General features: G+C 36.1%; 11 protein-coding genes. 5 read left to right on the plus strand and 6 right to left on the minus strand.

All coding sequences use genetic code 11. From position 1 onward, the window contains the following. Window positions 1-20: 20 nt before the first annotated feature. The 5 genes from ILS93_RS18635 to ILS93_RS18655 form a co-directional block, all read right to left on the minus strand. Window positions 21-2249, minus strand: a complete 2229-nt coding sequence (locus ILS93_RS18635; protein ID WP_098103186.1) for a transglutaminase TgpA family protein — start codon at window positions 2247-2249, stop codon at window positions 21-23. Then, window positions 2246-3460 (minus strand): DUF58 domain-containing protein, encoded by a 1215-nt coding sequence (locus ILS93_RS18640; protein WP_098103187.1) that lies wholly within the window; start codon window positions 3458-3460, stop codon window positions 2246-2248. The genes ILS93_RS18635 and ILS93_RS18640 overlap by 4 nt, the downstream gene beginning before the upstream one ends. Next, on the minus strand, window positions 3460-4422 hold the full coding sequence (locus tag ILS93_RS18645) for an AAA family ATPase (protein WP_078420013.1): 963 nt from the start codon (window positions 4420-4422) through the stop codon (window positions 3460-3462). Before ILS93_RS18645 ends, ILS93_RS18640 begins: the two co-directional genes overlap by 1 nt. A gap of 403 nt (window positions 4423-4825) precedes the next feature. Further along, on the minus strand, window positions 4826-5167 hold the full coding sequence (locus tag ILS93_RS18650) for a hypothetical protein (protein WP_064473978.1): 342 nt from the start codon (window positions 5165-5167) through the stop codon (window positions 4826-4828). A 115-nt stretch (window positions 5168-5282) separates the two neighbouring features. Next, window positions 5283-5783 carry a hypothetical protein gene (locus ILS93_RS18655; RefSeq protein WP_044797210.1) on the minus strand — a complete coding sequence of 167 codons (501 nt, stop codon included), beginning with the start codon at window positions 5781-5783 and terminating at the stop codon, window positions 5283-5285. Between the two features lie 477 nt (window positions 5784-6260). Between ILS93_RS18655 and ILS93_RS18660 the strand changes: the two genes are divergently transcribed. The 4 genes from ILS93_RS18660 to narI are packed head-to-tail and all read left to right on the plus strand — an operon-like array spanning window position 6261 to window position 12666. Then, complete coding sequence (locus ILS93_RS18660) at window positions 6261-9944, plus strand: nitrate reductase subunit alpha (protein WP_064473977.1); 3684 nt, start codon at window positions 6261-6263, stop codon at window positions 9942-9944. Further along, a complete protein-coding gene (gene narH / locus ILS93_RS18665) occupies window positions 9934-11409 on the plus strand; it encodes a nitrate reductase subunit beta (RefSeq protein WP_098103188.1) in 1476 nt (491 codons plus the stop codon). The genes ILS93_RS18660 and narH overlap by 11 nt, the downstream gene beginning before the upstream one ends. A 19-nt stretch (window positions 11410-11428) precedes the next feature. Beyond that, the gene (gene narJ / locus ILS93_RS18670) at window positions 11429-11959 is read left to right on the plus strand and encodes a nitrate reductase molybdenum cofactor assembly chaperone (RefSeq protein ID WP_222661075.1); all 531 of its coding nucleotides are present in this window, start codon (window positions 11429-11431) and stop codon (window positions 11957-11959) included. Between the two features lie 17 nt (window positions 11960-11976). Then, window positions 11977-12666, plus strand: coding sequence for a respiratory nitrate reductase subunit gamma (gene narI, locus ILS93_RS18675; RefSeq protein ID WP_098103189.1), 690 nt, complete (start codon window positions 11977-11979; stop codon window positions 12664-12666). Between the two features lie 78 nt (window positions 12667-12744). On the opposite strand, the gene ILS93_RS18680 is transcribed toward narI, so the two are convergent. Further along, window positions 12745-13437 (minus strand): Crp/Fnr family transcriptional regulator, encoded by a 693-nt coding sequence (locus ILS93_RS18680; RefSeq protein WP_098103190.1) that lies wholly within the window; start codon window positions 13435-13437, stop codon window positions 12745-12747. 278 nt (window positions 13438-13715) lie between these two features. Here ILS93_RS18680 and moaA point away from each other — a divergent pair, with 278 nt between their 5' ends. Continuing rightward, window positions 13716-14729, plus strand: a complete 1014-nt coding sequence (moaA, locus tag ILS93_RS18685; protein ID WP_064473976.1) for a GTP 3',8-cyclase MoaA — start codon at window positions 13716-13718, stop codon at window positions 14727-14729. Window positions 14730-14734 lie beyond the last annotated feature (5 nt).

Consider the following 14734-nt stretch of genomic DNA (forward strand, 5'->3'; position numbering starts at 1 on the left):
TCTTTGAGGCTTTTTCAAGATTAAATCGCAGAATAAAAATCATTTGATTTAGGCGGAGAAGCTGCTTTTTTCATAAGGATTTCCCATAACTGTACGGATTTTTCCCATTCTGCTGCGGCCTGTCCCTTTTGATACATAGCGTTTTCATAACTGAAAGTAAGCTGTTGCATATCATTTGAGTTGTAAAGTGTATCGATATGGAGAGCATATTCTCGGAATGTTTGACTTTCCTCTCGTGGTATAACAGTTCTCGCAAATTGTTTCAAAAGTGCACTGTAAGCTTTGCTATAAACAGTATCATCTTTTCGATATTTATAGAAAAGAATGATAAAAAATGTAATCCATTTCATTCTAGTAGCGAAGAGAGTATATCCGATGATACTAATTGGTATAGTAGAAAGCAATACGTACCACCAAGAAAATTTATTTTTAGAATTTGTAATCTTTTTAGTAGGGGTTTCTTCTGTATCTTCTATTAAACTTTTAAGCTTTGCTTCATTGTTTCTTTGGTGCATTTGCGCGTTTTGAGTATTAGTTTCTTCGCTATTTTGTATAGTAGGAGAAGGCGTATTATTTGTGAAATTATAGGGATTCGTAAATCCTTTTGTTGGTTCGAATGGAATCCATCCGTATCCGGGGAAATATACTTCGACCCAAGAGTGTGCGTTATCGTTCGCGATTTTATAAACATCCTGACCTTCAGCACCCACAAGCGTATTATCAAGAGTTCCTTCTGTATAACCTTTTACCCAGCGAGCGGGAATCCCAGCAGAACGAAGTAAAACGATCATAGACGTTGAGAAATTATTACAGTAGCCGCTTTTTGTATCGAAAAGAAATTGATCAACATAATCTTGGTTTTTGGCAGGGAACAACACATTCATTGTTTCATATACGAAAGAATGGTCGGTGAAGTAGTTTTCAATAGCCAATACTTTATCATATCGGTTGTCTTTATCGTTTGTTAGATTAACAGCTAAGTCTCTTACTCGCTGCGGTAATGATTCGGGAAGTTGCGTGTACTTTGTCATGAAATAAGGATTTGTTTCTTGACCTTCATTCATTTTTATAGCTTTTAAGTTTTCTATGGAAAACTCCGGGACCTCATATGTTACTTTATATGAATGTAAAGTAGTAGAAGAATCTCCGTCCATCGTATAGATTTTTTCTGAAAATGGGTCAACACTGTATGATACATTAGAAGAAGCTTCAACTGATACTAACCCTGCTGGATAGGTAAGGTGAGGATAACTTTTTTGCATGGTAATTGTCGCCTCAGTTGCCTCTGTTTTTGTATTTTGTTCGTACCAGCTCACGACGTCATTTTTATTTTTAAAAGAAACCTTTTTTTGATTTTCAGAAACCTCCCAGCCTTTTCCTGTATAAAAATCTTTCGTTTCGACTCTCCAATATTGTTTGTTTTGTGTTTGTGCTGTGAATACAATTGTAGGATCTGCCTTAAAAGGACCACCTAATCTCGAGTCATCTAAACCATACCCAATTTTAGAAACTTCTTGCTTTTTACTTGCTTCGGATGTGTTGAATTTTAAAAAATCCATTGGGTTTGGCCATTGAGGGCCAAATTTTGGAGCGAAGTATGCGATGGTTGCTGACAATACAATAAATACTATAAGAGGTCTAAGTAATTTTGAGATTTCTCTAGCATAATTTTGTAAGTGTTCCATCTCTTTTATTCGTTCTATGCGAAGAAGACTAAGCATAAAAAATCCGATAACAACAGTACGAATAATAGCGTAGTTAGCATTATATAAATGCAGGTTATGAAAAACAGTTATATAAATAATAGTCAATATAAGAAATAACAACCCACGTTTTTTATGAATCATCCAAAAAGAGATGCAAGCACTCAAAAACCAAAATGATAAAAAAAATAAAAGTGTTGGAAAAACTGGAGAAATATCTAGCAAATTCCCTTGAAATAACAAGGAGGAATTACGAGAAATATCAGTAAAAAATTTCGTTAACCAAGAAGGGTTTATAAAAGCATTTTTATAATACAGGAAATGAATGACGAATAAAATTGTGACAATCTTTATAGGAATCTGCCATCTTGTTTGAAAAAAAGAGAGAGTGAAGCAAATCCCTATAAATATTACAAAAATATCTAATCTACCTACGTTTGTAATACCTATAAGTGGCCTTAGCCATTCTAGTAAAAGTAGAAATGCGCATGCATGCATGAAAAATCTAGTCATATCCAATTGTTTTTTTGCCTGTAATGTTATCATTTGCTCACCTCAAAAAACACGTTTGTATACTGGTTTCCATAAACCACATTTACAAATATTTTTCTTTTTTGCAGAGTTTCTAGAATACTGAGTTCTCGATGTGATAGTTGATTTGCTTTTTCTTTTACGACAAACACCATTAATTTTCTATTTTTAACAGCAGCATAGTCAGCCGCCTTTTGAATATCGGGAGAAAGATCGCTTGTCACGAGTATAATCGTTACAGGCTCATAAATTTTTCTTAATTCCATTTCAACACTCCGGGAGAGCGGGAATACACTGTCCGCTTGTACTTTCGCTAAATGACAAAAGATTTGATGCAACTGACTATCTCCATTGTCTAAAGGGAAAAAAGTTCGCTCTTTTCCGAAGGACACGAATGACGCTGGTGAATTTTGCTTCAAGACAGCCCTGACGATAGAGGCAGTAAATGTGACGACTGATTCGAATAGAGAGGATGAGGTTCTGTCCATGAATATCATAATATTATGGCTGCGCTGTTGTTCAAATTCTTTCGTCATAATGTTGTTTGTTCGTGCAGTTGCTTTCCAATCAATCCATGAAAAGCGGTCACCAGGTTTATAGTCTCTCACACCGACAGAAATGGTAGAATCTTTTACTAAGTTGATATTTGCTGAAAGTGCTCCTTGTTCGAAATGATTTTCCATTTGTCGATACGTTATATCTACATACTGAGGATAGACTAAAAATGTATCTGGAACTGAAAAAGTTATTTCTTTCTCCATCATACCGAATAGATCGCCAGTTTTGACACGTACGCTTGAAAAAGAGTGCTCTCCTCTAGGGATTGTGTCAATTGCATATTGAAATGAAATATTTCGTTTCAATCCTGGAAAGAGTATTACTTTATTCATCTTCGTTTGTTTACAATTTGTGAATTGTGATGGTAGCACATCTTCTATAATTAAATAAAGCAAGGGAAAAGGAAATTTTCTTTTTATTGTAATGGTGCTTAAAAATGATTCTCCTGCTATATATTCGTCTTGATTTGTTATTCGTTTTACCTCGGCGTTTCGTAAAGCATAGAAGGGGAGTAATAGTGAATAAAGGCTGATAGGAATCATACTGTAAAACAAAAACCAACTTACAAATCCTCCTTGAAGCATAGCGTATACAAATGTTAAGACTAGACATAACGGAATGAGTGATAACTTAGTAAAATGATAGAGTGATCGTAGTATTCGTTTCATCAAAGGTTCATCTTCCTTTGAGTCGGTACGGTAGTTCGTGCAACGATTTTTGCGATAACTTGTTCTCCTGTAATTCCTTCAAATTTTGCTTCCATTTTTAGAATGAGTCTGTGAGCCAATATGTAAGGAGCTAAAAATTTAACATCGTCTGGAATAACATAATTTCTACCATGGATAAAAGCATAAGCTTGTGAAGCTTTCATTAAAGCAATCGAGCCACGCGGGCTTGCACCAAGTTGTATAGAACTATAAGAACGAGTCTGACTAACAAGCTTTACAATGTAATGCTTGATTGCCTTGTCCATACTTACTTCCCGTACGCTTTGTTGTAAATAAAGTAATTCTTCTATTGTAGTAATAGCTTGTAAATGGGAGAGGGGATTCGTTTTTTCCATCCGGTTTAAAATTTCAAATTCTTCTTCTGGTGTAGGATATCCCATTTTTAGTTTCAATAAGAAACGATCGAGCTGTGCTTCTGGTAAAGGATATGTTCCCTCATATTCGACCGGATTTTGTGTAGCCATTACAAAGAACGGTTTTGGTAACGGTCTTGTCATGCCATCTATTGTAATATTGCCTTCTTCCATACTTTCAAGTAAGGCAGATTGTGTTTTTGGAGATGTACGATTAATTTCATCAGCCAGTATAAAATTCCCCATGATTGGTCCAGGCTTGAACTCAAATTGGAGCTCTTTTGGATTATAAATAGAGACACCTGTTACATCTGATGGAAGTAAATCAGGTGTGAATTGAATACGCTTGTAATCAGCATCAATAGATTTAGAAAGAGCACGTACTAACATTGTTTTCCCAACGCCAGGAACATCTTCTAATAGTACATGACCTTCAGCTAAGAGAGCTGTCAAAGCTAAGATCGTTTCTTTTCTTTTTCCAACCATTAATTTTTCAATATTGTTGATTATTTTTTCTATAATGGGATGTAATGAATCAAGCTGGTGCATCGTAATCCTCCTAATGTGTTATTATCGTTTTCTAATCTATTTGGTGAAAAATAGAACGTACCTCTCTATGTGCGAGTATAAAACTATTACCTTTAATTCTAAGAATATTCAGATTATTTATTCTGGTTACATCTAGTATAATTGTTTCAGTAACTAAGGGCAATATGGTAAATAATGATTTCTCTTTTTATGTGAAATATGTCTTGATATAGAATAGTATCGTCGGTAAAAGTAGAAGAGGAGAAGGAAAGATTGACCTCAATGAGCAAAATAAATAGCGTAGGAAACCCTACGCGTAAAGTTTGGAACATATATTAATACGCCTTGTGAATAAAATGTATATGAATAAAAAATAAAGTCGACTTCTCATGAAGAGGCCAGCTATTTAAATTATTACACTCCTTTATTTTTTATCTTTCTTATATTCTTTTCGTTTATTTAACCAAATATGAATTAATTCTACCAATTCCATTGTTTCAATCTCACAATATTCTCCTTTACCATCTTCGGCTAAATTGTCTAACACAGTAGTTGTGTCGTTCCGAATTTCTAAACTGCAAATGTTGCCATTTACTACTATATAATTTTTTTCTCCGTTTAAAACATTATGTATTTCTTCTAAAATCCAATCTCCAAAAGATGTAACTTCAATTCCTAAAAAAGTTTCAACAAGTTTAATTTCTTGAGGAAGTCTCATAACTAAATCACTACTGTTAAGCACTTCAAAACTATATGGATATTTCATGACTATTTTACTCCTTTATTTCTGGCTTTAGTGACTCTATTTACTTCTCTATTAATCTCATAAGCTCTATTAAGGTAATAAATTCTTATACTATCATCACTATTTCCTACTTAAATTATAGTAAAAGTAGATTATTATTAAACTTATCTATCCAATATTTCTCTGATGTAGGTATGAATTCAGTGAAATCTTCATATGTACCACTCCAATCTTTTGGTACATAGTTTTCGTATGATGCCGGTTCTGGAAACATTGAATATAGTATTTTATTATCAAAGTTAATTAATAAGATTGGACTAAAATCTAATAGATCTTCTCCTGCATTTTTCCTTTTAATATTTTCAAGTAGTAAATAATTTAATTCTTCTTTAGTTGTTTTATATTGATTAATCCTTACTAAAAATACTTCTACATTTTCATGATCTAATACTTTTATTCCATTTCTTTCTTCCGTTTCGTCATTATCTTCAATGCTTATACCTAAATTTTTATATGCATTATCTAATTTATTATAATCTAAAAACCATAGTTCTTTATCTGTTACATACCATCTAAACTCATTTTTATATATGACGGCTACTATAATGTTTTCTGCATAAAGCGGTTCTAATTTCATAATATACTCCTTGTATTATTATCTTAAAATCCTGCCATTCTTGGTTTATTCTTCTATTGATTCAATCCAAGTTGCTGACAATTCATATGGATTTCCTTGCGTTTTTTGTTCAACTATTTTCAGGATAGTTGCCCTTGATATGGTGGATTTAAAGTATTGTATTTTTATTTATTAACTCATCTAACGATTTAGGTATACCAAATTTAACTACTCCCAAATTACTTCCTCTATTATATAAGAAATTTTTTGCAAGCTCATTATTATCTGTACTTCATCTTAAACTTTGCTAGAAGCAAGGAAGTAATTTAACAGTCAGTGAAGGATGTGAGCCCTCCACAATGATTAGATTTTCACTTTTTTATATTTTTTCCGGAATTTTTGACAATCTCTTGAACTGTGCGAAATGTCACATCTGAATTTTACAACCTCTCTTATAGTAAGGGTATGTAAGAGAGACGTATTAAAGGAGTGAACAGTATGAAGAAGAAACCTTCAGCACTAATGAGACGTTTAAAATATTTTTCACCAATAGATCGTTATAACGATAATCATACACAAGAAACATATGAAGATCGCGAATGGGAGAATGTGTACAGAAAGCGTTGGCAGCACGATAAAGTAATTCGTTCTACACACGGCGTGAACTGTACTGGTTCATGTAGCTGGAATATATATGTGAAAGATGGAATTGTAACTTGGGAAGGACAAGAGCTTAACTATCCGACTACAGGTCCTGATATGCCTGATTTTGAACCGCGAGGATGTCCACGTGGAGCAAGTTTTTCTTGGTACATTTATAGCCCGCTTCGTGTGAAATATCCATATGTACGTGGTGTTCTTTGGAATATGTGGCAAGAAGAACTGCAAAATAACGAGTCACCATTAGACGCTTGGAAAAGCATTGTGGAAAACCCTGAAAAGGCACGTACGTATAAGCAGGCGCGTGGTAAAGGGGGATTCATTCGTGCGAATTGGGATGAAGTATTACAACTCGTTTCAGCTTCTTTACTATACACAGTAATGAAATACGGTCCAGACCGAAATGTTGGTTTCTCACCAATTCCAGCTATGTCGATGTTAAGTCATGCAGCTGGTAGTCGCTTTATGCAACTTATGGGGGGACCGATGCTTAGCTTCTATGATTGGTACGCAGATTTACCACCAGCTTCTCCGCAAATTTGGGGCGATCAAACAGATGTACCAGAAAGTAGTGATTGGTATAACTCTGGTTACATTATGACATGGGGTTCAAATGTACCGATGACGAGAACACCAGATGCTCACTTTTTAGCAGAGGTTCGATATAAAGGAACGAAAGTTGTTTCTGTAAGTCCTGATTTCGCTGAGTCTACAAAGTTTGCGGATGATTGGATTAGTGTGAAACAAGGTACAGACGGTGCACTGGCGATGGCAATGGGGCACGTAATCTTACAAGAATTTTACGTAGATAATCAAGTGGAATACTTCACAAAGTATGCGAAGCAATATACTGATTTTCCTTTCTTCGTCACATTGAAACAAAAAGGGAATCAATTCGTTGCAGATCGTTTCTTAAACGCTTCTGATATTGGACGCGAAACGAAGTTAGGAGAATGGAAACCTGTACTTTGGAACGAGAACACGAATGATTTTGCAACACCTCACGGCACAATGGGGTCACGTTGGGATAACGAAAAGAAATGGAACTTACGTTTAGAAGATGAAGAAACAGGTGAAAAGATTGAACCACGTCTATCTTTACTTGGAATGGAAGATAGTGTTGAAACGGTGCAAATTCCATACTTCTCTGATGACGGAAATACAATATTAGAACGTACAATTCCAGTGAAAAAGGTTATGACAGAAGAAGGCGAAGTGTTCGTTACAACTGTATACGACTTAACGTTAGCAAATTACGGTGTGAACCGAGGGCTTGGCGGACAAGAGCCGAAAGACTTCAATGATGATGTACCGTTTACTCCTGCTTGGCAAGAGAAAATGACAGGAGTGAAACGAGAGCTTATTACTCAAATCGCTCGTGAGTTCGCACAAAATGCTGTTGATACAAATGGTCGCTCAATGATTATTGTCGGAGCTGGTATTAACCATTGGTTTAACTCTGATACGATTTATCGCGCCGTTTTAAATCTTGTTCTTCTCGTTGGGGCACAAGGTGTAAACGGCGGTGGTTGGGCGCATTACGTTGGTCAAGAGAAATTACGTCCAGCAGAAGGATGGCAAACAATCGCGATGGCAAAAGATTGGCAAGGGCCACCAAAATTACAAAACGGTACATCTTTCTTCTATTTCGTAACAGATCAATGGCGCTATGAAGATACACCAGTTGGACATTTAGCATCACCAGTGGAAGGCAACTCTCGTTATCAACATCACGGTGATTACAACGTATTAGCAGCGCGACTTGGCTGGTTACCTTCGTATCCGACATTCGAGAAAAATGGGATTGAATTATATAAAGAAGCTGTTGCTTCTGGTGCAACAACGCAAGAAGAAATCGGAAAATACGTTGCACAAAAATTAAAAGATAAAGAACTGAAATTTGCGATTGAAGATCCTGATAATAAAAATAACTTCCCGCGCAACTTATTCGTATGGCGTGCAAATTTAATTTCAAGTTCTGGTAAAGGGCATGAATATTTCTTGAAACATTTGTTAGGTACAACGAACGGATTAATGAATGACGATAGTGATTCGTTACGACCAGAAGAAATAAAGTGGCATGAAGAAGCACCAGAAGGGAAGTTAGATTTACTCATTAATTTAGATTTCCGTATGGCTGGAACAGCGCTTTATTCTGATATCGTCTTACCTGCTTCAACTTGGTATGAAAAGCATGATTTAAGTAGTACAGATATGCATCCATTTGTACATCCATTTAATCCAGCAATCGGTTCACCGTGGGAAGCACGCTCTGACTGGGACATTTTCACTTCTCTTTCTAAAGCTGTGTCTGATTTAGCGAAGAAAATAGATCTTGAACCAATGAAAGAAGTTGTTGCAACACCACTTCTTCACGATACACCACAAGAATTAGCGCAACCACTTGGCAAGATTAAAGATTGGAGCAAAGGTGAGTGTGAACCGATCCCAGGTAAAACGATGCCACAAATTCATGTTGTCGAAAGGGATTATAAAACGATTTATGACAAAATGACTGCGCTAGGACCAAATACCGGAAAACAGCCAATTGGTACGAAAGGGATTTCTTGGTCTGCGGAAAAAGAATATGAGCAATTAAAGAGCCGATTAGGAGTCGTTCGAACGGATTCTATTGCGAAAGGTTGCCCAGACATAAAAGAAGCAATTAATGCTGCTGAAGCGGTATTAACACTTTCTTCTACAACAAACGGTCATATGGCTGTAAAAGCATGGGAAGCACTTGAAAAACAAACGGATTTAAAACTACGTGATTTAGCAGAAGAACGTGAAGAAGAATGCTTCACATTCGAACAAATTACAGCGCAGCCGAAAACAGTAATTACTTCTCCAGCATTTACAGGTTCAGAAAAAGGTGGACGCCGTTATTCACCATTTACTACAAATGTAGAACGTCTCATTCCTTGGAGAACGATAACTGGTCGACAATCTTTCTATTTAGATCATGACATGATGAAAGAATTTGGTGAAACGATGGCAACATTTAAACCAATTCTGCAACATAAGCCGTTCCGTAAATCACGGCCTGAAGTAGAAGGGAAAGAAATTACTTTAAACTATTTAACACCACATAATAAGTGGTCAATTCATAGTATGTATTTCGATTCATTACCGATGTTAACGCTATTTAGAGGTGGTCCAACTGTTTGGATGAATAAAGAGGACGCTGCAGAAGCTGGCGTTGCAGATAATGATTGGATTGAGTGCTTTAACCGTAACGGAGTTGTTGTAGCACGTGCTGTTGTAACGCACCGTATACCAAGGGGAATGGCATTTATGCACCATGCACAAGATCGTCACATTAACGTGCCTGGTACGAAATTAACAAGCACCCGCGGAGGAACGCATAATAGTCCAACCCGTATTCATGTGAAACCGACACATATGATTGGTGGATATGGCCAATTAAGCTACGGATTTAACTATTATGGTCCAACAGGGAACCAGCGTGACTTAAACGTTGTAATTCGCAAACTGAAGGAGGTAGATTGGCTTGAAGATTAAAGCACAAGTCGGAATGGTAATGAACCTAGATAAATGCATCGGCTGCCATACTTGTAGTGTAACGTGCAAAAACACCTGGACAAATCGTCCAGGTGCTGAATATATGTACTTCAATAACGTAGAAACGAAACCGGGAATTGGTTATCCGAAGCAATGGGAAGATCAGGAGAAATATAAAGGCGGCTGGGAATTGAAAAATGGTGAAATTCAACTGAAATCCGGTTCAAAAATGAAGCGCCTTATGAATATTTTCCACAATCCAGATCAACCAACAATTGATGATTACTTTGAACCTTGGAACTATGATTATGAAACGTTAACAAATAGTCCGCAGCGTAAGCATCAGCCAGTTGCTCGTCCGAAATCAGCAATTACAGGTGAATTTATCGACAAAATTGAATGGGGTCCAAACTGGGAAGATGATTTAGCTGGCGGACATATAACAGGATTGCAAGACCCGAACGTAAAGAAAATGGAAGAAGAAATTAAAACGGATTTTGAAAATGTCTTTATGATGTATTTACCGCGCATATGCGAACACTGTATGAATCCATCTTGTGTATCTTCGTGTCCATCGGGTGCGATGTATAAACGTGAAGAAGATGGGATTGTCCTTGTAGATCAAAATGCATGTCGTGCTTGGAGATTTTGCGTATCTTCTTGTCCGTATAAAAAAGTGTATTTTAACTGGCAAACAAATAAAGCTGAAAAATGCACAATGTGCTTCCCGCGTATTGAAGCGGGTATGCCAACAATTTGTTCGGAAACATGTGTAGGACGTATTCGATATATTGGGGTAATGCTATATGACGCTGACAAAGTAAAAGAAGCGGCGTCTGTTGAAGATGAAAAAGATTTATATGAATCTCAGCTTACTGTTTTCCTAGATCCAAATGATCCAGAAGTAGCAGCTGAAGCGAAAAAACAAGGGATTCCTGAAGAATGGGTTAAAGCGGCACAACAGTCACCAATCTATAAAATGATTATTGATTGGAAAATCGCTCTACCTCTTCATCCAGAGTATCGTACAATGCCGATGGTTTGGTATATCCCGCCGCTTAGCCCAATTATGAACATGGTGGAGGGGAAAGGTAGTAACTGGCAAGCAGAAGAGATTTTCCCTGCTATTGATAATATGCGTATTCCAATTCAATATTTAGCGAATTTACTCACTGCAGGAGATGAATCACATATTCGTCTTACATTGAAAAAAATGGCTGTTATGCGAACACATATGAGAGCATTGCAAATTAATAAAGAACCAAATGAATCGGTATTAAAAGAACTTGGCTTAACGAAACAAGATGTAGAAGATATGTATCGTCTTCTTGCTATCGCGAAATATAAAGATCGCTTCGTCATCCCGACATCTCACCGCGAGCAAGTTGCAGATTTATATAACGAACAAGGAAGCTGTGGTTTATCTTTCACAGGTGGCCCAGGCTCTTGCACGACAATTTCTTAAATAATGGGGGCGGAAAAATATGAAACAAAGTTTACAAACTGCTTTTTCATGTTCTTCATTCCTTCTTTCCTATCCGGAACTCGGGTGGAGAGAAGCTTTAACTGAATTGCAAGAAGAGATTGAAGCGATTGAACAGGAAGACGTTAAAGCATCACTTACAGCATTTATAAAGCAAGCGCTGGATAAAATGGATGATCAATTAATTGACTGTTACGTATATACATTTGATTTTGGTAAAAAGGCAAATATGTATTTAACTTATATGAACACCGGCGAACAAAGAGAAAGAGGTATTGAATTACTAGAGTTAAAGCAGCATTATAAAAAATCTGGTTTTGAAGTAACAGATAAAGAACTACCTGATTATTTACCGTTATTACTCGAGTTTTTTGCAAATGCAAATGAGCAAGACAGTGAACCAATTATGAGTAAATACAAAGAGAACATACAAGCATTACACGTTCAGTTAAAAGAAGCGGGTAGTATGTATGAACCAATTCTTGCGGCTGTTCTACTCGCTATTGATACATGGGGTGTACAGACAAATTAGAAAGGAGAGTTGTCAAAATGATGGATCAATTTCTATGGGTGTTGTTTCCCTATATCATTTTTGCAATCTTTATCGGTGGACATATTTTCAGATACAACTATGATCAATTTGGATGGACATCAAAATCTAGTGAACTATTAGAAAAGAAAATGCTCCGAATCGGAAGTCTATTATTCCACTTTGGGATTATGTTCGTAATTGGCGGTCATGTTATGGGGATTTTAATTCCAGAAGCTATATATCGTTCAATAGGTATTTCAGAGCATATGTATCACACAGTGGCAATTAGTTTCGGACTTCCGGCAGGTATTGCTTCTATCATCGGTTTAATTATATTAACGTACCGTCGCGTAACAGTAAAACGTATCATTGCAACGAGTACAAAGGGAGATTATATTGCGCTTATTTTATTACTTATCGTAATGCTAGCAGGAATTTCTTCAACTTTTTTAAACATCGACTCAAAAGGGTTTGATTATCGCACAACGATCGGTCCTTGGTTCCGAAGTCTCTTTATTTTCCAACCGAAAGTTGAGTATATGACGGAAGTGCCAGTATGGTTTAAAATCCATATAATTGCAGGTATGGGACTATTCGCAGTGTGGCCATTTACTAGACTAGTACATGTATTTAGCGCTCCGATTAAATACGTAAGCCGTAGTTATGTAATTTACAGAAGACGAATTCCAAATGAATTGAAAAAATAATTTTGTTTTATATGTTTAGTAACTTATAAGGAAAGCCGAGATCTAATTGGAGACCTCGGCTTTCCTTATAAGTATAAGTTAATCAATGCTACAAATAGAAGCAGAGCAATCTTCACATGCAATTTCACATTTTAAAAATTGTAAATCGTGGATTGTAATCTTTCCTTTATGAATAGAAATTGTACCTTGCTTTTTTAATTCATTTAACATTCGATTTACACTTTCACGTGAAGTTGCACAGAAATTAGCAAGTTCTTGATTCGTTAATGGTAAATCGATGAGAATACCATTTTCCTTTAACACACCATAACTATTTGTCATTCGTATGAGAGTAGAATACAGGGCACCTTTTTTGCCGTGTAATACTAAATCTCGGAACTTCGTTTGCATTCTTCTTAAATGTTCACTAATCCATTTCATAAATTCAAATACAAGTGCGGGTTTTTGGAGTAATGCTTTTTCTAAGGTTTCACGCTTTATTACTCCTACTTCAACATCTTCAAGGCATTTTGAATTTAATAAATACTTCGCATTGTCCGTGAATAATGTTAATTCTCCAATAATGTCGTATGCCGAACAAATACGGAGTGTTAATTCTTGCCCGTCAGCACTTAGTTTACTAATTTGTACTTTTCCTGAGTGGATGATATAGAGTTCTGTTGCTTCCATACCTTCTTGAAAAATAAAACTCCCCTTTTTAATCTGCATTTTATATTCAACAGATGCAAGTAATTCCTTTAAATCTTGAGATAATGTCATACTGTTTGCCACAGCAATCACCTTTCTTCTTATAAGCAATACATTTCCTATTTTGAGTGTAAATATGCTGGAAATGCAAGAGCTATTTTAAAAATAAAGTGAAATTTCAATGACCGTAAGGAGGAGAGACTGAAGATGTGAACAAAATTCGAACGGATTTGTGAAAATTTTTTGAATGGGGAAAGTGATGTGAGAAATGTCACATTGAATATGTAGCTTCTTTTTTATAATAAAGGCAAATAAAAAATTGAAAACTTACTAAGGATTGCAGTAGAAAAGAAGGGATATAGATGCACGAGAAAATGAAAGATTCTTTAAAGCGGCCACTTCAAGATTTACGTATTTCAGTTATTGATCGTTGTAATTTTAGGTGCACATATTGTATGCCCGCTGAAGTGTTCGGACCTGATTACGCTTTTTTACAGGAAGAGTTTTTATTAACGTTCGATGAAATAGAAAGATTAGCACGATTATTTATAAGTATGGGAGTCAATAAAATTAGGCTTACTGGCGGTGAACCGTTATTGCGTAAAGACTTACCGCAGTTAATCGCAAGACTTGCAAAGATAGAAGGTTTAAAAGATATTGGGCTCACAACAAACGGTATTCATTTAGCAAAACAAGCTAAGGAGTTAAAAGACGCGGGATTAAAACGTGTAAATATTAGTTTAGATGCGATAGAGGATCACGTCTTCCAAAAAATCAATGGAAGAAATGTAAGTACAAAACCTGTATTAAAAGGAATTGAAGCAGCAAAGGCTGCAGGATTAGAAGTGAAAGTAAATATGGTCGTAAAAAAGGGAATGAATGATAGTCAAATCCTTTATATGGCTCGTTATTTTAAAGAACAAGAAATTCAGCTCCGCTTTATTGAGTTTATGGATGTAGGCAGTACGAACGGATGGAATTTTGAACAAGTTATTACGAAGGAACAATTAATAGAGAAGATTAATCGCGTATATCCGATTGAGCCTGTTCAACCTCGTTACTTTGGCGAAGTTGCGAAATTGTATCGATATGTAGGGAGCGATGCCGAAGTTGGATTTATTACTTCAGTATCTGAGTCATTTTGTTCTTCTTGTACGAGAGCTCGTATTTCGGCAGACGGCAAGTTTTATACGTGCTTATTTGGAGAAAAAGGAACGGATTTGCGAACGCTTCTTCGAGAAAATATTTCGGATGCCTCACTATTAAAAATTTTACAACATACATGGCGATATAGAACAGATCGATATTCAGATGAAAGAACGGTGGAAAGTACAAATAAACGTCCAAAAGTTGAAATGTCTTACATTGGCGGATAGTGAAA

The organism is Bacillus sp. 16GRE42 (genome assembly GCF_019837435.1).
GTDB classification, from domain to species: domain Bacteria; phylum Bacillota; class Bacilli; order Bacillales; family Bacillaceae_G; genus Bacillus_A; species Bacillus_A wiedmannii.